The organism is Neobacillus massiliamazoniensis (assembly GCF_001048695.1).
Lineage (GTDB): Bacteria > Bacillota > Bacilli > Bacillales > Cytobacillaceae > Neobacillus > Neobacillus massiliamazoniensis.
The window spans coordinates 1-18553 of sequence record NZ_CVRB01000001.1 but is presented as its reverse complement, the minus strand read 5'-3'; the positions used below and the strand labels follow the sequence as shown (position 1 = coordinate 18553).

Here is an 18553-nt window from a genome sequence, read left to right as displayed (position 1 = left end):
GAATTTTTTTAGAAAACAGAATAAAAGACCTATGTCTTTGGAATCTAAACAACTTTGCCATTTTTCCGATAACAATATTGCTACATTTTGTAAAAACAAGCGGATAAATGTGGTAAAATAGAGAAAAAATAGTCTGGGGTGATTGTTAATGAAGAAAAAAGTCGTATCTGCGGTGGCAACCGTTGCAATCCTATCGTCTACATATGCAGGAGCGGCTTCCGCCAGCACTTACACGGTTCAAAAAGGGGACACGCTCTCGCAGATTGCGAAGAATTTTCAAACAAGTGTCCAAGATATTAAGAAACTGAACAACCTTGGATCCGACCTTATCCGCGTCAACCAGGTTCTTCAAATCGGTTCAAGTTCTACGCCGGGACTAGTTCCTCCGGCAGCTCCGCCAGCAGTTCCGCCAGCGGCTTCGGCTGCCTCCGTTTATACGATCGTAAGCGGGGACACGCTTAGTGGCATCGCCTATAAATTCGGGATTAAGCTCTCGGATTTAATGCAGTGGAACAACCTGAACAGCTCGCTTATTTTTCCAGGAACTCAGCTGAAGGTAGCGAATAATGGCGATGCACCGCCGGCAGTCCCTACGAGTCCTGGTGGATCTGGTGGGTCTAGTGCATCTGACTCATCTGGTACGGTGGCGAATTATGTCATCCAAAGCGGCGATACTCTCGGGGCACTCGCTCTCAAGTTCGGCTGTACGGTTAATGATTTGAAGCAGCAAAACCAACTGATCTCTGACATGATTTATGTGGGTCAAACGTTAAAGGTTTCGGGAGGAAGCGTTCCAGTGACAGCACCGCCGACACCTGCTCCGCCTGCTCCACCTGCCGCTCCTTCTGAGGTGACGAATTATGTTGTTCAAAATGGTGACACCCTCGGAAGAATTGCCGCCCAGTTCGGTGTTACTGTCAGCAGCATTAAAAGGCAGAACAACCTGGTCTCCGATCTCATCTACGTCGGGCAAAAATTGCAGATTGCAGGTCAGTCCGTTCCAACTACAGGGCAGCCTGGTACCTCCAACCTGGCGACAGATGTCATTCGTGAAGCAAAAGCCGTCATGGGCGTCCCTTATGTTTGGGGCGGTAGCAGCATGAAAGGCTTTGATTGCAGCGGTTTCATTTATTATGTGTTCAACAAGGCTGGTTTTTCGACAAGCCGCACAACTGCGGAAGGCTTCTACAGCCGCTCCCATTATGTCGACCAGCCGCAGCCTGGGGATCTTGTCTTTTTCCAAAATACATATAAAAAGGGCATCTCCCACGTGGGCATTTACCTTGGTGACAACCAATTCATCCACGCCGATGAAAACCGTGGCATTGCCATCTCGAGCTTAACCGGCTATTTCAAAAATCATTTTGAAGGATTTAAGCGCTTTTACTAAACACCTTGCTAAGCAAGGTGTTTTTTTCATAGATTCACCCTCCTCGAACAACAGTTTTTTGGGTATAATTAAGGAATATGGATTTTTTTAAAAGTGGCGTAGCCATATTGTTTTTTCATTCTACTATTTAAAAAGGGGGCTTCTCGCTTGGAGTTAATACATAGCCTTTCCGATGATATAAAAGAACTCTTAAACCCATCGTCTACCGAAGATGCGCGGCTCGTTCAAAAGGGGTTAATGCTGTACCGGCAGGGGATGGTGCATCAGTTACATATAAACGAATATTTGGCTACAGCTGTCGTCCAAGATGTGACCCCGTGCAAGGTTGAGCTTGACCTCAACTTCTTGGGCTTGAGCGAGTGCTCGTGCCCTGCTGAAGACTTATGCCGGCACAAGATAGCGGTTTTTTTCGCGGCTTTTTCGACTGTAGGCAGTGTGACCAAGTGGCTTGAGGAGTGGCGCGAACCGATGATGGAAAAAAAGTCACTCACGAGCTTAGGCATCCAGAAAGCAAAGGATTTGATCAAGGCAAATGGAGTGTTGAAGCCGGATTATGAGGGCTGGGTCCGTTCTTTCGAGGACAGCTTTGATACGCTAGTGCAGACGAAAAAGACGATGAGCCCGTTTGTCGTGGCTGATTTATTTGAGATTTACGAGCGGCGACTTTCTGCCAGTGCACCGCTTGAGCAGGAATGGCGTATGCTCTATGAGCTCATCGCGACGGTTGTTTCATTTCGCAAGCTTGCCGTTTTGAGTGAGCAGGCTGGGCATACGGAGGACATGGTGAAGCGGTCTTACCTTCACCTGTTCCATCAAATGATCGATGATGTCGAGGATTTGGTAGCGAAAATCGGCGTGCAATCGCTGCCGTTTGATTTTGATGCATTTATTTTAAAATTAAAGGATGATACGTTTACCTTGCTGACGTGCGTCAGTGGATTGGAGCAAGAGCGGATTTCCTTCTATCGCCTGTTGTGGTCAGGGTTGTTTCGCAACAAGACTTGGCGCGCTGAAGAGACCGAAAAGATTCGCCTCGGCCTGAAGGATTTGCGGGAGGGTGAGAATCCGGTGCCGCTATTGATTGCCAGCATTCATTTGCATTATTTACAGGGTGACGACGAGTCGGCGCTGAATTTGCTTAGGCAGATCGAGGATGACATTGCGACCCCTTTTATGCTTCATTGGATTGACCAGTTGACACAGTTAAAAGCCTGGAAACGCGTCGGGACAATGATTGAATTATTTTTACAAAAAATCAGAGGGTATTTGGATGAGCTCCGGAGCTACCACTCGTGCACGGGCTTTACTAGGGAGGCGCTGAAGACGATAGCGCCGTATTGTGTCGAAACGAACCGCACCGACTTGTTCGAGCGCGCGTTGTTGCAGACGCTGCCTTACAGCTTTGCCGATTATGAATACATGCTCTTTGAACGCGGCCACTACGAACGCTGGGGTGAGCTCCAAGCATTCGTGGGGCTAAACTATGCCGATCTTCCGTCGAGCAAAGTGAAAATCGTCGAAAAAGAACAGCCTGAGGTGCTGCTCGGCATCCTCCACCAAACAGTCCAAGCTGAAATCGACCAAAAAAACCGCCCAAGCTACAAACTGGCCGTCCGCCACCTGAAAAAACTGCGCACACTATATAAAAAAATGAAGCGCCAGGACGACTGGCACTACTTCCTTAACACCTTGCTCGACCGAACCAAACGCCTCCGGGCCTTCCACGAAGAATGCCAGCGCGGGAAGCTGATCGAGGGGTAGATTGGATTGGGTGTTGTAGATTGGGTGTCAGGCACCGCTCGTGGACATTTGTACGCCCTGGGTGGACAGTTGTGATTAGTTGTGACATTAGTGGTGCCTGACACCCTTTTTGTAGACAAAAGCATAGTTTTTTCGGCAATGAGGCTTATTGACGACACTTTTGGAGATTCTCGGTTATGTTTTGTCGACAATGACGCTTATTAACGACATTTTTGGAGATTCTAAGCTCTGTTTTGGCGCCAATGACGCTTATTAGTTACATTTTTAGAGGCACTAAGCTCTGTTTTGACGCTAATAAGGCTTATTAGTTACATTGTTAGAGACTCTAAGCTCTGTTTTGACACTAATAACGCTTATTAATTACATTTTTAGAGACTCTGAGCTCTGTTTTGACGCTAATAAGACTTATTAGTTACATTTTTTGAAACTCTAAGCTCTGTTTTGACGCCAATAACGTTTATTAGTTACATTTTTAGAGACTCTAAGCTCTGTTTTAGCGCTAATAACTCAATTCTATGATTCCACTTCATTTCGCGTACCGTACCATAAATAATGATAAGTTTTTGAAAGAATTCGAGGCTTTTGCCTCAAAGGAGCATATAAATTGATGCTTAAAAATAGATTTATTAAATTGCTGACAACTAAATTAGAGGATGGTCGCTATTTGCTGACGGCGCAAGACGAACAGGATCAGGTAATGGCTACTTCTGTCTGGAAAAATCTTGTGTTTAGCCGCCATGAGGAGAGTTTTTTCGGGACTCTTCTTGAGAGCGAGATCGCGAACGGGATAGAGGGGGTGCCGCTGAGTGGCTGGCAGCTTGTTTCCCTTTTTGCCAAGGAGTCGTTCAACCGCTTCATCGATTGGGATTGGAGCGAGCAGTCGGAAGTTTGCCTTGCTGCAGCACATGCCCTTTATGAAAGCATTTTGGAAAAAGAGTGGCTCCCCGACTTCTCGGTATGGGAGCACGGTGAATTCCGCTGGCAGCTTCCGGATCGAGTAAAGGATGAGTTCGCTTCGCCCTTTTGGGAACAGCTAGTAAACGGTCATCCCACTATTGATTTCATCTCCGATTTATACAACGGCGCACTCGATGGTTATTTGACGAGAAATGCTTCAATGCAAGAGCTGTTCGGACCGAAGCTGGACCTTTTGAAAAAGCAGAATATTTCTGGCGGGGATCTTGCCCGTTATTTTGACGAGGAAAGCTGGCTGGAATGGGTCGGAATCAAGGAAAGCGATACACCATTTACGATTGGGCTACATCTTGAGGAACCGGTAGATGGTGAAGGACTTTGGAGCCTGGATTTATTTTTGCGCAGTAAAAAAAATCCCGATGAAATGGTTGGATTGGATGGCGTATTAAAGGTTCCGGTAAAATGGCAGCCATATTTAGAAAAGGTGGATCGGGAAAAGAGCCGCTTCGTTCGACTGATTCCATGGTTGGGTGAGGATCATGACGAGGACGGTCCCGTTCTCATCAAAAACCACTTGACCGAGGATGAAGCGTGGATGTTTTTAACCGAGGCCAGTGAAACCTTGGTTGCGCTTGATGTCGAAATCCTTCTCCCTTCCTGGTGGCAGGCGATGAAAAATGCCAACTTGCGAGTTAAGGCGTCGGTGAAAGGATCATCGAGCCATCGTCCATCGTTTGTCGGTCTTGATGCGATGCTGGACTTTAACTGGCGGTTTTCGATGAACGGTGTCGATCTGTCCGAAGATGAATTCGCCAAGCTCGTCGAAGAAAAAAGACGGCTCGTTTATATCCGAGGTCGTTGGGTAAAGCTTGATCCGCAATTCATTCGGCAAATTCAAGATTTAATGAAGCGAGCCGAAAAGGAAGGTCTGCATGTCCGTGACCTACTTGAGCAAGAGATGGTGGAGTCCGGCGCCGCTTCCGAGGACGAATTGGAAAATCCAAAAGCATTTGCACGGATTCAAATTGAGTTGAACCGCCAATGGAAGCAAATGGTCAAGCAGCTCTCTGATTCGAACGAAATTCCAGAACAACCGGTGCCTGCGGGATTAAATGGCGAGCTCCGCCCCTACCAGCAACTCGGAATGAGCTGGCTTTGGTTCCTAAGACAGTACGGTTTCGGCGCCTGCCTAGCCGACGATATGGGTCTCGGCAAAACCGTCCAGCTCATAACCTATCTGTTGAAGGTGAAGGAAGGCGATGTGGTGCCTGACAACACGAGTTATGTAAACCAGGTGCCTGACACCAAAAGTGGCACCAAAAAAGGTCATCGCAAGAAGGATGAAGGGGCTTCCCCTGCTCCTGCACTGGTTCCCGTCAAGGTTCCGACGAAGGCTGCATTGATCATTTGCCCGACTTCGGTTCTAGGGAACTGGCAGAAGGAGTTGGAGCGCTTTGCTCCTGAGATGAAGGTGTATTTGCATTATGGCTCCAACCGCCTGAAGGAAGAGGCGTTTACGGAGAAAGCTAAGGATGTCGATGTCGTGCTCACTTCTTATGGACTGAGCCATCTGGATTCCACTGAGTTCCAATCACTGCTTTGGAGCTCGATTGCGATTGACGAGGCCCAAAATATCAAGAATGCCCAAACAAAGCAATCGAAGGCTGTTCGCCAGCTAAGGGGCCGCCATCACATCGCCTTAACGGGAACGCCGATGGAAAACCGTCTCTCCGAGCTGTGGTCGATTTTTGATTTTACCAATCACGGCTATCTTGGCAGCTTGGGACAATTTCAAAAAAGATACGTTATTCCGATTGAAAAGGATGAGAAGAAGGAAAAAGTGCAGCAGCTTCAGGGGCTAATCCGGCCATTCCTGCTCCGCCGCACGAAAAAGGATGAAGAGGTTGCCCTCAACCTCCCTGATAAGCAGGAACAAAAGGAATACTGCCCACTAACGGCCGAGCAGGCTTCACTTTACGAGCAGCTGATTCACGATACGTTTGCTGAGATTGAAAAACTAACCGGTTTTGAACGCAAAGGATTAATTTTACAAATGCTAAGCCGCTTAAAACAGCTCTGTAACCACCCCGCTCTTTATTTAAAAGAAAATGGGGCGACCCGGCACCTCCTTGATCGCTCTAATAAACTGGAGAAGCTGGTTGACTTAGTAGATGCCGTTTTAGAACAGGGCGAAAGCTGTCTCATTTTCACACAATATATTGAAATGGGTGAAATGATTAGAACAACGTTGAAAAAGAAGTTTGGGGTTGAAGTGCCATTTTTGAATGGAAGCGTACCGAAAGCACAGCGCGATTCGATGATTGATCGGTTCCAGAACCAGGAATTCCCTGTATTCTTACTTTCGTTGAAAGCCGGCGGCACCGGTCTGAACCTGACCGCTGCGAACCACGTCATCCACTACGACCGCTGGTGGAATCCTGCCGTCGAAAACCAAGCAACCGATCGCGCCTATCGTATCGGTCAGCAACGATTTGTCCACGTGCACAAACTTATCTGCACCGGCACATTGGAGGAAAAAATCGACGCCATGCTCGAGAAAAAACAACACCTGAACGACCAAATCATCCAAAGCGAAAACTGGATCACCGAACTCTCCACCGACGAACTGCGAGACCTGGTGCACTTGGGGTGAGATTGGGTGTCAGGCACCGTCCGTGGACATTTGTCTTTCTCCAGTGGACAGTCGAAAATGTTGGAACTCGCCAATTGTAAAGAATTGCCCGCCTCACGAACGAGGCGGGCTGATTTTTGCTTTTTGATGGGTGGATTTAAGGTTTGAGAGGTAAAAATGGTTTATGTGCCGTTTTGGCCTAGATATGTGCCGTTTTAAAATTATTTGTGCCGTTTTGTCCAGGATATTTTTCATATCAGTCTACGAAAAAAGAGACCCAACACGTTCATGTCAGGTCTCCTCGCTATTTTTATAGTAAACTACTAATTTAAAACAACTACTTTCACCGTTTTTCTACCCCATGCATTTGAGGCAGCCGTTGAAGGCATTAGGACATCGATTCGGTTGCCGACAATGGCACCGCCAGTGTCACCAGCAATCGCTACTCCATAGCCCTCTACCCATACTTTTTTTCCTAATGGAATGACAGACGGGTCAACAGCAATTAGTTTCATATTAGGATTATCTTTGATGTTGTAGCCTAATCTTGTGATGATGCCACCATCTTCCCAGCTGTAGGCAGTTGCCGTGACATAAAATTCTTGGCCGCCTCCGGATGGTTGTTGTGGTGCGGATGGCTGATTTGCACCTGCTCCTGCTTGAGCCGCAGCTCTTGCTGCTGCTTGTTGTTGAAGAATCTGATCTTGTGCAGCTTTGATCTGTGCTTGAATATTAGCCTTTTGTTGGGAATCAGCTGTAATTTGCTGATCAATTTGACTGCTTTGCTGCTGTAATGTGTTTAAGTCTGCTTGTTTCTTTTGCAGATTTTGATCAAGATCAGCTTGCTGCTTTGCAAGCGATTTTTGCTCTGCTAGTGCAACTTGTTCTTGTTTATCAATCTCTTTTTTATCTACTTCAATTTGGTTTAGGTCATCCTGCTGAGCATTTAGAATATCCTTGTCCGCACCAAACAGTGTGCTCACTGCACTAGCGCGTTGAATAAAATCGTCAAGATTTTTCGCATCCATAAATACGCTGATAACTAATCCGATTTTATCATCACGCTGCTGGAGCGCCACAAGTCTCTTCTTCATGACATCCTTACGAGCAAGAATTTTATCTTCAAGAGTGACAATCTCTTCTTTCTTCTGTTCAATCAGACGGTTAGTATCGGCAATTTTCTGCTCGGTTTTTGCCATCGCGTCTTTGTTTTGTGAAATATATGTAGAAATCGACTGCATTTCTTGTTGAACACTGTCCATCTCATTTTTCACAGCTTGCTTTTCATTTGCTTTCTGATTAAGTTGTTGCTGGAGATTTTGTAGGGCATCTGTGTTTGATTGTGCATGCGTTTCCAAAGAAAAAGGTACACATAACATCAATGTAAACATGACGATTGTAATTCGTTTTAAAAATGTCATACTTTTTTCCCCCTTCTTCAGGAAGTTTAACAAAAGAATATGCCAGCTATGTTACAAAATCATTAAATCTCCTTCTCAATTTGTCATAAAGGAAGAAATTTTGCCAAATTATAACGATTTTACAGAGGTGTCAGGCACCAAAGTGGTACTGAAGTATCAGCGAAGTGAACCTTTAGTACTTAGTACTTGATTTTTTTGCTCGCTTTTCTTGCCATAATCTGCTGCTTTTTTTGTGGTTTTCTCTGGCCGTTGGCTAGGTAGGCAACTTTTTACCTTCTTTAACAGCAAAATGTTTAAAGATATCGAGTGCTTCATCGTCAGTTAGGTGCAGGTCTTTCGACATAATTTGAAAGGAGCTGTGCTGGTAGGTGAGATGAATGTTTCTCTCGCTAAATTGAATTAACACTTTTGCGTTGGTACCAAAGGGGATGGACTGGTAGAGTAGAGGCCATTTTACCTTTAGAATAGAAGTAATAAGAATTATTACATTGCTATAACAACAAAAAATCGCAAACCATTTGGTATGCGATCTAATACGCTAATTTATATTCTACTGCCAATGTTTCTCCAAAAACTCATAGCGTGACAACCCAACCTAGTGTTCCATAAATGAATTATTTATGATCTCTCCTAGGCTATTCTCTTTTATTTGTGAGCTTTTTACATACCTCTTAATGACATTAAGGTCTTTAATTCCAGCAAGTCTTGAAACAACATCTAAATCAACCCTGGAATCCACAAGCCTTTGACAGAACGTATGTCTTAATTTATTGGGATTGACATTATATTTCTTAAGCATATATTGAACAGTTCTCTCGGTAATCCGTTCACCTAATTTTGTAATGAATATTGCTTCCTTAGATGAATGAGACTTTAGATAATCTTCTAAACGAGTCTTAGCATCATTTGAAAGAGGGATTGTGCGTCTCTCTTCACCTTTTTCTACGATTAATTCATTTTTAAAAAAATTAACACTAGAACGATTTAAGCTGCATAGTTCGGAAACACGTAGACCTGTATGCAAAAGTAAATACACGATCGCGATATCTCTGAGATTTCCATCGTCTTTAACCTGAGTTAAAAGCAGCTCATACTGGTCTGAAGACAACACCTCAATATCTTCTTTTGTAACTGGCTCTAACTTTATCCCGAAAATCAAATCTGGTTTCTCTAAAAATTTAGCAAACGTACGTATAGCACCTGCTGTCTTATCGATAGTTGCCACACTTTTCTGCTTCTGTTCTAAAAATGAGATATATGCTTGGATATCATCCTTTGTTAAATGGTTAATATCCGATTTTTTCTCTTGAAGCCACTCTTGAAACCTTTCCAAGTCCCTCTTGTAGGTTGTAATCGTGTTAGGAGATTTCTTTTGTTCCTTCAGCCAATGACAAAAATCATGAATCAGCGGAATAGCTTCAATAGAGTTATTTCTCAATTTATTAATCCCCCTATTATCATTGTCCATTCCATTATATTACCAATAAAATTGGAAGTAAACTTCTGCGCATTTAACGGTTTTTATTATCCGATAGGATTACATAGACCCAATGTAGAATTATTACTATACACGAATAGCATGTGTGAATTTATTTTCTCAATGGAAATAGGTTGCAGCAATATTGTGGTCAACGATAATGTTGAAGTAATAGTTACTATATGGGAGATGATTACATGAGAGAATCGTTAGATATCTGGGTTGAAATGTTAATCGAACATTTTGAAATAAACACTATAGAAAACGAGTTTTTTAGGATGAAGTACTTAAAGATTTCAATTGAAGAAGAAGGTTTGTTTGATGATATTCCACTCCTGGCCAAAGAAATAAAGCGTCAACGAGGTGAAATACTTATTGAACCAATGAAGACGATTAATCCAGAAGCGGTGAAACAATTAGAATTGTGGTTAGAATTTGTTTAACATCGTTGCTAAGATGAAGATGGACATAACGCGATCCACCAGCCCTCTTTTAAAAATTAGGATTTTCCTTAATCGTATGTTACACTTTGTATACCATTTGATTTACTGTTTTCATGTTCCCTATTCATTCGTGAATGGGGTTCTTTTTTTTAAGCATAAAAAAACAGACTCCAAAATGGAGTCCATCTGTTGTTTTTAATTAAGCTTTACGAACGTTAGCAGCTTGTGGTCCACGGTTACCTTGTTCAACGTCAAAAGTAACTGATTGACCTTCTTCAAGAGATTTGAAACCTTCGCCTTGGATAGCTGAGAAATGAACGAATACGTCTTCTCCACCTTCACGCTCGATGAATCCGAAGCCTTTTTCGCTGTTAAACCATTTTACTTTACCGTTTTCCATTTTTGTTGCCTCCTAGTGTGTAGATACACACAATGTAATACTATCCTTGCTCTCAGTGATCATCAAGACGAAAAGTTTAAACTAATACAAATCCTTTACACCGAACAAAAATAATTCATATTTAGAATAGCATTTTTCAAAATTGTTTGCAAGAACCCCTAAAAATTTAACTATTGCACCCTGTAAATTCTTCTAAAGCATGTATGGCAAACCTCGCATTGGGATAAGTAATCGAGCCGCCACCAATCACACCAATTTTGAGGGTTTCCATGATTTCATCGATGGTTGCCCGGCATTTTAACAGCCTTCCATGTGATAGCAAATGCATTCATCGCAGCGGCTGACTATTGATATGGCTAATCCCATAATGGTGTACTTACCCTAACTGGCGTTTAAATTGTTTACTGGCGAAGATGTAAGCGATGACCATGATGCCGACGCACCAGGCAAGCGCGATCCAGATATCGTTGCCAACCGACCCTCCATACAAGAGGGCACGAATCGCATTCACGATTGAAGTCACGGGCTGGTTCTCAGCGAACGCACGGACAATTTTAGGCATGGTTTCGGTGGGAACAAAGGCCGAACTGATAAACGGCAGGAAAATCAGCGGGTACGAGTAGGCTGTCGCCCCTTCCATAGACTTCGCTGTCAATCCGGGAATGATCGCTAGCCATGTCAGAGCCAGAGTAAACAGCCCGAGTATCCCAGCTACCGCGAGCCAATCCAGGATACCAGCGTTAGAACGGAAGCCCATCAAGAGCGCGACAAGGAAAACCACCACGAGAGTAAGCGCATTGGAAACAAGCGATGTCAACACGTGAGCCCACAATACCGACGAGCGCTTGATGGGCATGGTAATGAAACGCGCCATCAGCCCGCTCTTTACATCCGTAAACAGCCGCACGGAAGTGTAAGCGACTCCGGATGCGATGGCCATCAGCAAGATTCCCGGCAATAAATAATTGACGTAGTTGTCCGTTCCTGTCTTTATGGCGCCGCCAAATACGTAGACAAACAGCAGCATCATCATAATCGGCGTAATCGCCACCGTGATAATCGTATCCGGGCTGCGCATGATGTTGCGCATTAAACGCCCTAGTAATACCCCTGTTTTGCTTTTCATTTACATCTCCTCCTTTTTGCCGATGATCGCGAGGAAAATTTCCTCCAATGTCGGCTGCTTCTCGATGTACTCCACTTTTGCTGGCGGGAACATCTCTTTGAGTTCGGTAAGGGTACCGGTCGTGATGATTTTTCCGCCATGCAGGATAGCGATACGGTCCGCCATTTGTTCGGCTTCCTCCAAGTACTGGGTCGTCAGCAAGATGGTCGTGCCGCCGCCTGCAAGCTCCTTGACGGTATTCCAGACTTCAATCCGCGCTTCTGGGTCAAGCCCTGTTGTCGGTTCGTCGAGAAAAATGACTGCTGGCTTCCCGATCAGGCTCATGGCGATGTCAAGCCGGCGCTTCATCCCGCCGGAATATTGGTCCGCCCTGCGGTTGGCCGCATCGGTCAGGCTGAATCTTGCAAGCAGATTGTCGGCGACTTGAACGGGATTGGAAACTCCCCGCAACTTGGCGATCATTATCAGGTTTTCCCGCCCGGTGAGCATTCCGTCTAAAGCTGCGAACTGCCCTGTCAGGCTGATGCTCTGGCGAACATGATCCGGTTGACGCTGGACGTCAAAGCCGCAAATACTTACTTCTCCGCCGTCGTGTTTCATCAGCGTCGAGAGGATGTTGACCGTCGTCGTCTTGCCCGCTCCATTTGAGCCCAGCAGTGCGAAAATTTCGCCACGCCGCACCTCAAAATCCACCCCCTTTAAGACTTCCTTGTCATTAAAGGATTTTTTTAACCCTTTTACAGAAATCGCTGCATTGCTCATACTATTTTCCTCCTTATTAAAAGTTCCTTGCGGAGCTAGATTGCCTAAACTCTACTATTTAGTCTCACTGATAATACGTACCACTTATTACTAAGCTAAAAATATAACTGAATAACGAAGGTGGCAATTCATATTTGTAACCAGCTATTCAGTCAGTATTATTTAATGAGTTTATTTTTTCCCAGTCGCTTCAAGATACTCTGATTCAAATCTTCACGATACTTGGCGAAATAGGTTTTAGCGTTTGCCACTAGTTCGTCGGCAAAGGACGCCACATCGTCCCCAGTGATTTCCAGCACTTGTCTGCCTTCCGCTGCACCGGCTTCGAACAAATCGATTAATTCATACTGTATGTGCAGCATATCCATCCCGTTGCCCGCTGTGAATTTCCACATGTAGTTTTGAATTTCCTTAAATACAAACTGGTAGTCCTCTGGCAGGGCTTCAACCCGTGCCATCATCATCTTGTATTCTTTTTTATCACCAATCATTTTTTTGAACATTTCCATCATGTTATTTTTCCTCCTTTTTTTATAAAGCTGAACAAGACACTCCAAAAATATCGGACGTAATATTTTATGAAGCTAGATTGATTTTAAGACGTTGATTTTTGATGATACAAAATCCCATTTTTCCCAAAACAATTCAAGTTCCTGGCGGCCAGCCTCATTAAGTGAGTAAAACTTGCGGGGCGGCCCCATATCTGACGGTTTCTTTTCTATGCTCACAAGTTTTTTCTTTTCTAATCGCACGAGGATGGTGTAGACCGTCCCTTCCACGACTTCGGTAAACCCAAGCTCGTTCAGGCGGCGGGTAATCTCGTAGCCATAGGTTTCATGGCGGCTGATGATTTCCAGCACGCAGCCTTCCAGCGAACCCTTCAGCATTTCAGTTAAATTTTCCATGTTCAGAGTCACCTCTATTCTGTCTGACTTATATTCAGTATAACATAGTACTGAGGTAAATTTTTACCGAATAGCTTTCGGGAAATCCAACTATTCAGTATTACTCATTACAAGTATATTGTAACACCGAGTAGCGTTGGGTGTCAACTATTTTTCTTAAAAATTTACCATGTTCAGAACCACCTCTATTTTGTCTGACTTATATTCAGTATAACATAGTACCGAGGTAAATTTTTACTGAATAGCTTTTGGGAAATCACGCTATTCAGTATTACTTATTATAAGTACATCGTAACACCGAGTAGCCAGGGTGTCAACTATTTTTCTTAAAAATATTTCGATACCAATATTAACGTCTATGCAACACCTTCACAAATTGAAACGGTATCTATTTCGTTTAAAGGAAATAAATAGTACAAAGGTTTGGAAAAATATTCATATGTCTTGAAAATCACCTTAATTCCTTCATCCAGTAATGGAAAAATCTTTGTAACTGACACTTAATACTTTGCGGTCGAGTCATCTCGTCGAACAATGAAGAATCTTCCTAAAGAATATCCACCAGTTGAATTGATTAAGTACGAACACAGTAAGCCTCCCCAAAATACAAAATGAGATCGAGAACACTTAATGTGTTCTTTTTCTTTTAAACCATATTGAACCTGACCCTTTACTTCAATAAGAAAAAGCATCCCTTATTAGAGGAATGGACCCGTTAGCACAACAATAAATAATAATTCTTGATTATTCTGAGATAAAATATTTTTCTCTGAAAATTGGACTAAGTTCACTCCATACATCGAATTTATTACTATCTAAATCATAAAAAACAAAATTCCTTCCAGAGTGACCTCTGTTTTCAATATCTCCAACTCTAATCCCTTTACCTATAAAATCCTTATGTATTGTTTCTAAAGCATCTAAACCATTCACTTCAAATGTTAAAGAAAAACGTTCCTCACCATAAATATCAATGAAATTGGAACTTTGATGTTCTTTTGATTTAACAAGAAAAATGCTTTGGTTTGCAAGATTTAAAATCGCTTTATCTTCATCTTTATAGCTTAATTCTGCATCTAATTTATTTACATACCATACAGATGAAAGTTCCACATTAGTTACTGGAATATATGTGGTTCCGACCCTTAATAATTTCTCACTCATTTAAAATTTCCTCCTAAATTCTGATAAGTAAACAATTCCCTTTCTATATACCTTTCTCCTTTAAAAGATTTCATAATTGAACTAACCTAAACCTTTAGCTCAAGAAGAAAAAAAGCGATTGCCTTTATTCCACAATCGCACCCGTTCGTACATTTTTCCACAATCTTACTTTCTATAAATGAAAGAGGTGCCATAACAACTTAAACTTATATGGAAGAGGCAAAAGCATTACCAGATGTAATATTGGAAAGAATAAATGGGAAAAACGAGATGATGAGGTGTTGTTATGGAACATAAAGTTCTGCTAAGGAATGAATGGATCGAAGCTAGGAAAGAACTGCTACAGAAAGAAAAGGAATTTACGAAGTTGCTGGATGAACTCACGCAGCAGAGACGAGATTTGCCGTGGGAAGCTGTCAGCAAGTCATACACATTTGAAGGTCCACACGGTAAGATGTCACTAGCAGACTTATTTGATGGAAGAAGTCAGTTGATTGTATACCATTTCATGTTCGATCCTAGTTGGAATCAAGGCTGCAAACATTGTTCTTTTTGGGCAGATCACTACAGTGGGATGATTCCACACTTATATCACCGCGATGTTACTTTTGTCTGTATTTCCCGTGCACCGTTAGAAAAACTGGAAGCATTCAAAAAACGAATGGAGTGGACATTTCCTTGGTATTCATCGGGACATACGGATTTTAATTATGATTTTCAAGCATCTTTTACCGAAGAAGAAGTAGAGAAAAAGCAAGCATTTTACAACTATACACTGCAGAATCCTATGAGTACTGATAGGGAGGGCGTAAGCGTTTTTTACAAAGATGAAGAAGGAAAAATATTTCATACTTACTCGACTTACGCTCGTGGCATTGACATGATGAATATCACATACCAGTTTCTCGATTTGGTTCCAAAAGGTCGACAGGACGATCGTGGACTTCGGCATCGTGATCAATATGTTGCAAAAATATAAAACCAGGCGGGGATAAACCTCGCATTTTTTATTTATAGACACATGCGCTCACGTACGGTAAAACCTTCCTCATTCCAATAAAAATATTCGCTATCTATAAAGTTTGGACGTGCCATGTTCATATGCGCCGCTCCCTTTCGTATTTTAGTCCATTATACAACGAAAAGAAGAGGCAGCTTTAGAAAAAAAGAGCGCCTAAGCGCCCCAAAGTTTCTTTATGAATGGTCTTAAGAACTGTCGTTAGTTCTCTACAACTTCTGCTTTATCAAGATGTAGGTATTGACTAGTAACCGCCAAATTACTATGCCCTAATGTCTTTGATATGTAAACAATATTTGCACCTTTTTTAATAAACCTATCGCTGTAATTGTAAGTACCACTTACTTTTTCGTCATAAAAAAATAAGCCTCCTATGCCGTTAAATTTATCAAGCGGTCGTTCATCGGGTGCATATCCGAATTTGACCGTTTCATTTAACTTCATAAAACGCTTATCTGGCGGGCTTTATCGCTCTGTTTTTATACGCGCCTTAGAGGATTCGAACCTCTGACCGTACGCTTAGAAGGCGTATGCTCTATCCAGCTGAGCTAAAGGCGCATGATATCTATGGCGGAGAAGGGTTATATGGACCCTCGTGCCGGTTATCCGACCTATTACTTCCCCATAAACATAAAAATGGCTCCGCAGGTAGGACTCGAACCTACGACCGATCGGTTAACAGCCGATTGCTCTACCACTGAGCTACTGCGGAACAGAAAATAGATTAATATGGTGGGCCTAAATGGACTCGAACCATCGACCTCACGCTTATCAGGCGTGCGCTCTAACCAGCTGAGCTATAGGCCCATATTGGAGCGGGTGATGAGAATCGAACTCACAACAACAGCTTGGAAGGCTGTGGTTTTACCACTAAACTACACCCGCATTTAATTGGAGGCAGCACCCGGATTTGAACCGGGGGTAAAGGTGTTGCAGACCTGTGCCTTACCACTTGGCTATGCTGCCATGACTGGGCTAGCTGGATTTGAACCAACGAATGACGGAGTCAAAGTCCGTTGCCTTACCGCTTGGCTATAGCCCAATAATAATAAAATAAATGGGGCGGCTGATGGGAATCGAACCCACGAATGTCGGAACCACAATCCGATGCGTTAACCACTTCGCCACAACCGCCATAATGGTGGAGGGGGACGGATTCGAACCGCCGAACCCTGAGGGAGCGGATTTACAGTCCGCCGCGTTTAGCCACTTCGCTACCCCTCCACTAAATAACTCATTAAATTTAAAGGTGGCTCAGGACGGAATCGAACCGCCGACACAAGGATTTTCAGTCCTTTGCTCTACCGACTGAGCTACTGAGCCACAAAAAATATATCTATATCAACAGTAGAGTTAGCCTACTGGATAAAAATGGCGGTCCGGACGGGACTCGAACCCGCGACCTCCTGCGTGACAGGCAGGCATTCTAACCAACTGAACTACCGGACCATATTGCGGGGGCAGGATTTGAACCTACGACCTTCGGGTTATGAGCCCGACGAGCTACCAGACTGCTCCACCCCGCGACGATTATAATATTACTTTTTAATTAATGGAGGAGGAAGAGGGATTCGAACCCCCGCGCGGTTTGACCCGCCTGTCGGTTTTCAAGACCGATCCCTTCAGCCAGACTTGGGTATTCCTCCATATTAAAGTGGACCCTGTAGGACTCGAACCTACGACCGGACGGTTATGAGCCGTCTGCTCTAACCAACTGAGCTAAGGGTCCATTAATACCAACTTTAACGTTAGTATTAATTGTTTATTATAGCGGCGGAGGGGATCGAACCCCCGACCTTACGGGTATGAACCGTACGCTCTAGCCAGCTGAGCTACACCGCCAAATATATAATTAAATTATGGTGGAGCCTAGCGGGATCGAACCGCTGACCTCCTGCGTGCAAAGCAGGCGCTCTCCCAGCTGAGCTAAGGCCCCAAAAGATATTGAGAATGGTCGGGAAGACAGGATTCGAACCTGCGACCCCTTGGTCCCAAACCAAGTGCTCTACCAAGCTGAGCTACTTCCCGAAATATGGCGCGCCCGAAAGGAGTCGAACCCATAACCTTCTGATCCGTAGTCAGACGCTCTATCCAATTGAGCTACGGGCGCAATATTTTATTAAAATGGTGCCGAGGACCGGAATCGAACCGGTACGGTAGTCACCTACCGCAGGATTTTAAGTCCTGTGCGTCTGCCAGTTCCGCCACCCCGGCAAAATTGGAGCGGAAGACGGGATTCGAACCCGCGACCCCCACCTTGGCAAGGTGGTGTTCTACCACTGAACTACTTCCGCATATTAAATGGTGCGGGTGAAGGGAGTCGAACCCCCACGCCTTGCGGCGCCAGATCCTAAGTCTGGTGCGTCTGCCAATTCCGCCACACCCGCATATTCATTTAAAATGGTGAGCCATGAAGGACTCGAACCTTCGACCCTCTGATTAAAAGTCAGATGCTCTACCGACTGAGCTACTGCCGAGGACCGGAATCGAACCGGTACGGTAGTCACCTACCGCAGGATTTTAAGTCCTGTGCGTCTGCCAGTTCCGCCACCCCGGCAACATTGGAGCGGAAGACGGGATTCGAACCCGCGACCCCCACCTTGGCAAGGTGGTGTTCTACCACTGAACTACTTCCGCGTAATCACTTAAATGGTGCGGGTGAAGGGAGTCGAACCCCCACGCCTTGCGGCGCCAGATCCTAAGTCTGGTGCGTCTGCCAATTCCGCCACACCCGCATATTCGTTTAAAATGGTGAGCCATGAAGGACTCGAACCTTCGACCCTCTGATTAAAAGTCAGATGCTCTACCAACTGAGCTAATGGCTCAAACAAAAAAATGGTGCCGGCTAGAGGACTTGAACCCCCAACCTACTGATTACAAGTCAGTTGCTCTACCAATTGAGCTAAACCGGCATTGTAAAAAATTATGGTGGAGGATGACGGGATCGAACCGCCGACCCTCTGCTTGTAAGGCAGATGCTCTCCCAGCTGAGCTAATCCTCCATATATAACAGCCTGGCAACGTCTTACTCTCACAGGGGGATAGCCCCCAACTACCATCAGCGCTGAGAAGCTTAACTTCCGTGTTCGGTATGGGAACGGGTGTGACCTTCTCGCTATCGCCACCAGACTATTTACTT

General features: G+C 44.3%; 15 protein-coding genes, 26 tRNA genes and 1 rRNA gene. 5 read left to right on the top strand and 37 right to left on the bottom strand.

The genetic code is table 11. The features are described 5' to 3' along the window. The first annotated feature begins 148 nt into the window (after nt 1–148). The 3 genes from BN1082_RS00215 to BN1082_RS00205 all read left to right on the top strand — a co-directional run bounded on the left by BN1082_RS00215 (nt 149) and on the right by BN1082_RS00205 (nt 6719). On the top strand, nt 149–1390 hold the full coding sequence (locus tag BN1082_RS00215) for a C40 family peptidase (RefSeq protein WP_090629299.1): 1242 nt from the start codon (nt 149–151) through the stop codon (nt 1388–1390). 147 nt (nt 1391–1537) lie between these two features. Then, on the top strand, nt 1538–3151 hold the full coding sequence (locus BN1082_RS00210) for an SWIM zinc finger family protein (protein WP_090629296.1): 1614 nt from the start codon (nt 1538–1540) through the stop codon (nt 3149–3151). A gap of 607 nt (nt 3152–3758) precedes the next feature. Beyond that, nucleotides 3759–6719 (top strand): DEAD/DEAH box helicase, encoded by a 2961-nt coding sequence (locus tag BN1082_RS00205; protein WP_090629294.1) that lies wholly within the window; start codon nt 3759–3761, stop codon nt 6717–6719. 302 nt (nt 6720–7021) lie between these two features. On the opposite strand, the gene BN1082_RS00200 is transcribed toward BN1082_RS00205, so the two are convergent. Further along, entirely contained in the window at nt 7022–8119 is a 1098-nt protein-coding gene (locus BN1082_RS00200; protein WP_090629291.1) for a 3D domain-containing protein, read from the bottom strand. A 595-nt stretch (nt 8120–8714) separates the two neighbouring features. Then, the gene (locus BN1082_RS00195; RefSeq protein WP_176699596.1) at nt 8715–9557 is read right to left on the bottom strand and encodes a tyrosine-type recombinase/integrase; all 843 of its coding nucleotides are present in this window, start codon (nt 9555–9557) and stop codon (nt 8715–8717) included. 236 nt (nt 9558–9793) lie between these two features. On the opposite strand from BN1082_RS00195, the gene BN1082_RS00190 reads away from it, so the two are divergent. Further along, nucleotides 9794–10039, top strand: a complete 246-nt coding sequence (locus tag BN1082_RS00190; protein ID WP_090629286.1) for a hypothetical protein — start codon at nt 9794–9796, stop codon at nt 10037–10039. A gap of 199 nt (nt 10040–10238) precedes the next feature. Here BN1082_RS00190 and BN1082_RS00185 read toward each other — a convergent pair whose 3' ends face one another. The 7 genes from BN1082_RS00185 to BN1082_RS00155 form a co-directional block, all read right to left on the bottom strand. Beyond that, nucleotides 10239–10439 (bottom strand): cold-shock protein, encoded by a 201-nt coding sequence (locus BN1082_RS00185; protein WP_090629284.1) that lies wholly within the window; start codon nt 10437–10439, stop codon nt 10239–10241. Nucleotides 10440–10605: 166 nt separating this feature from the next. Beyond that, nucleotides 10606–10767 (bottom strand): hypothetical protein, encoded by a 162-nt coding sequence (locus tag BN1082_RS00180; protein ID WP_218055130.1) that lies wholly within the window; start codon nt 10765–10767, stop codon nt 10606–10608. A gap of 48 nt (nt 10768–10815) precedes the next feature. Beyond that, nucleotides 10816–11565 (bottom strand): ABC transporter permease, encoded by a 750-nt coding sequence (locus BN1082_RS00175; RefSeq protein WP_090629282.1) that lies wholly within the window; start codon nt 11563–11565, stop codon nt 10816–10818. Beyond that, on the bottom strand, nt 11566–12327 hold the full coding sequence (locus tag BN1082_RS00170; protein WP_090629279.1) for an ABC transporter ATP-binding protein: 762 nt from the start codon (nt 12325–12327) through the stop codon (nt 11566–11568). Between the two features lie 158 nt (nt 12328–12485). Then, nucleotides 12486–12839 (bottom strand): DUF1048 domain-containing protein, encoded by a 354-nt coding sequence (locus BN1082_RS00165; RefSeq protein WP_090629278.1) that lies wholly within the window; start codon nt 12837–12839, stop codon nt 12486–12488. A gap of 72 nt (nt 12840–12911) precedes the next feature. After that, a complete protein-coding gene (locus BN1082_RS00160) occupies nt 12912–13232 on the bottom strand; it encodes a PadR family transcriptional regulator (RefSeq protein WP_090629275.1) in 321 nt (106 codons plus the stop codon). Between the two features lie 744 nt (nt 13233–13976). Beyond that, on the bottom strand, nt 13977–14396 hold the full coding sequence (locus tag BN1082_RS00155) for a VOC family protein (RefSeq protein WP_090629273.1): 420 nt from the start codon (nt 14394–14396) through the stop codon (nt 13977–13979). A gap of 286 nt (nt 14397–14682) precedes the next feature. Between BN1082_RS00155 and BN1082_RS00150 the strand changes: the two genes are divergently transcribed. Beyond that, entirely contained in the window at nt 14683–15375 is a 693-nt protein-coding gene (locus BN1082_RS00150; protein ID WP_090629269.1) for a DUF899 domain-containing protein, read from the top strand. A gap of 240 nt (nt 15376–15615) precedes the next feature. Here BN1082_RS00150 and BN1082_RS28780 read toward each other — a convergent pair whose 3' ends face one another. The 28 genes from BN1082_RS28780 to rrf all read right to left on the bottom strand — a co-directional run bounded on the left by BN1082_RS28780 (nt 15616) and on the right by rrf (nt 18543). After that, a complete protein-coding gene (locus BN1082_RS28780) occupies nt 15616–15858 on the bottom strand; it encodes a hypothetical protein (protein ID WP_245640251.1) in 243 nt (80 codons plus the stop codon). A 40-nt stretch (nt 15859–15898) separates the two neighbouring features. After that, nucleotides 15899–15972, bottom strand: a tRNA-Arg gene (locus BN1082_RS00140). 79 nt (nt 15973–16051) lie between these two features. After that, nucleotides 16052–16126, bottom strand: a tRNA-Asn gene (locus tag BN1082_RS00135). An 18-nt stretch (nt 16127–16144) separates the two neighbouring features. Next, a tRNA-Ile gene (locus tag BN1082_RS00130) sits at nt 16145–16221 on the bottom strand. A 4-nt stretch (nt 16222–16225) separates the two neighbouring features. Beyond that, a tRNA-Gly gene (locus BN1082_RS00125) sits at nt 16226–16299 on the bottom strand. A 7-nt stretch (nt 16300–16306) separates the two neighbouring features. Next, nucleotides 16307–16380 (bottom strand) — tRNA-Cys (locus BN1082_RS00120). 4 nt (nt 16381–16384) lie between these two features. After that, nucleotides 16385–16456: transfer RNA gene (locus BN1082_RS00115), tRNA-Gln, on the bottom strand. A 16-nt stretch (nt 16457–16472) separates the two neighbouring features. Then, nucleotides 16473–16548 (bottom strand) — tRNA-His (locus BN1082_RS00110). 5 nt (nt 16549–16553) lie between these two features. Beyond that, nucleotides 16554–16638, bottom strand: a tRNA-Tyr gene (locus BN1082_RS00105). A 26-nt stretch (nt 16639–16664) separates the two neighbouring features. Next, nucleotides 16665–16737, bottom strand: a tRNA-Phe gene (locus BN1082_RS00100). A 49-nt stretch (nt 16738–16786) separates the two neighbouring features. Next, nucleotides 16787–16863: transfer RNA gene (locus BN1082_RS00095), tRNA-Asp, on the bottom strand. Nucleotides 16864–16866: 3 nt separating this feature from the next. Next, nucleotides 16867–16940, bottom strand: a tRNA-Met gene (locus tag BN1082_RS00090). Nucleotides 16941–16967: 27 nt separating this feature from the next. Next, nucleotides 16968–17060: transfer RNA gene (locus BN1082_RS00085), tRNA-Ser, on the bottom strand. 9 nt (nt 17061–17069) lie between these two features. Then, nucleotides 17070–17143: transfer RNA gene (locus BN1082_RS00080), tRNA-Ile, on the bottom strand. A 39-nt stretch (nt 17144–17182) separates the two neighbouring features. Next, nucleotides 17183–17256 (bottom strand) — tRNA-Met (locus tag BN1082_RS00075). Nucleotides 17257–17274: 18 nt separating this feature from the next. Beyond that, a tRNA-Ala gene (locus BN1082_RS00070) sits at nt 17275–17350 on the bottom strand. Nucleotides 17351–17365: 15 nt separating this feature from the next. Next, nucleotides 17366–17442, bottom strand: a tRNA-Pro gene (locus BN1082_RS00065). A 5-nt stretch (nt 17443–17447) separates the two neighbouring features. Then, a tRNA-Arg gene (locus BN1082_RS00060) sits at nt 17448–17524 on the bottom strand. A 15-nt stretch (nt 17525–17539) separates the two neighbouring features. Further along, nucleotides 17540–17628 (bottom strand) — tRNA-Leu (locus BN1082_RS00055). 5 nt (nt 17629–17633) lie between these two features. Beyond that, nucleotides 17634–17708: transfer RNA gene (locus BN1082_RS00050), tRNA-Gly, on the bottom strand. A gap of 8 nt (nt 17709–17716) precedes the next feature. Further along, nucleotides 17717–17801, bottom strand: a tRNA-Leu gene (locus BN1082_RS00045). A gap of 84 nt (nt 17802–17885) precedes the next feature. Then, nucleotides 17886–17971 (bottom strand) — tRNA-Leu (locus BN1082_RS00035). 5 nt (nt 17972–17976) lie between these two features. Continuing rightward, nucleotides 17977–18051, bottom strand: a tRNA-Gly gene (locus BN1082_RS00030). 13 nt (nt 18052–18064) lie between these two features. Beyond that, nucleotides 18065–18149: transfer RNA gene (locus BN1082_RS00025), tRNA-Leu, on the bottom strand. Nucleotides 18150–18163: 14 nt separating this feature from the next. Continuing rightward, nucleotides 18164–18239: transfer RNA gene (locus BN1082_RS00020), tRNA-Lys, on the bottom strand. A gap of 11 nt (nt 18240–18250) precedes the next feature. After that, nucleotides 18251–18326 (bottom strand) — tRNA-Thr (locus BN1082_RS00015). A 14-nt stretch (nt 18327–18340) separates the two neighbouring features. Beyond that, a tRNA-Val gene (locus BN1082_RS00010) sits at nt 18341–18416 on the bottom strand. A 10-nt stretch (nt 18417–18426) separates the two neighbouring features. Next, nucleotides 18427–18543, bottom strand: a 5S ribosomal RNA gene (rrf, locus tag BN1082_RS00005). Nucleotides 18544–18553: the final 10 nt, after the last annotated feature.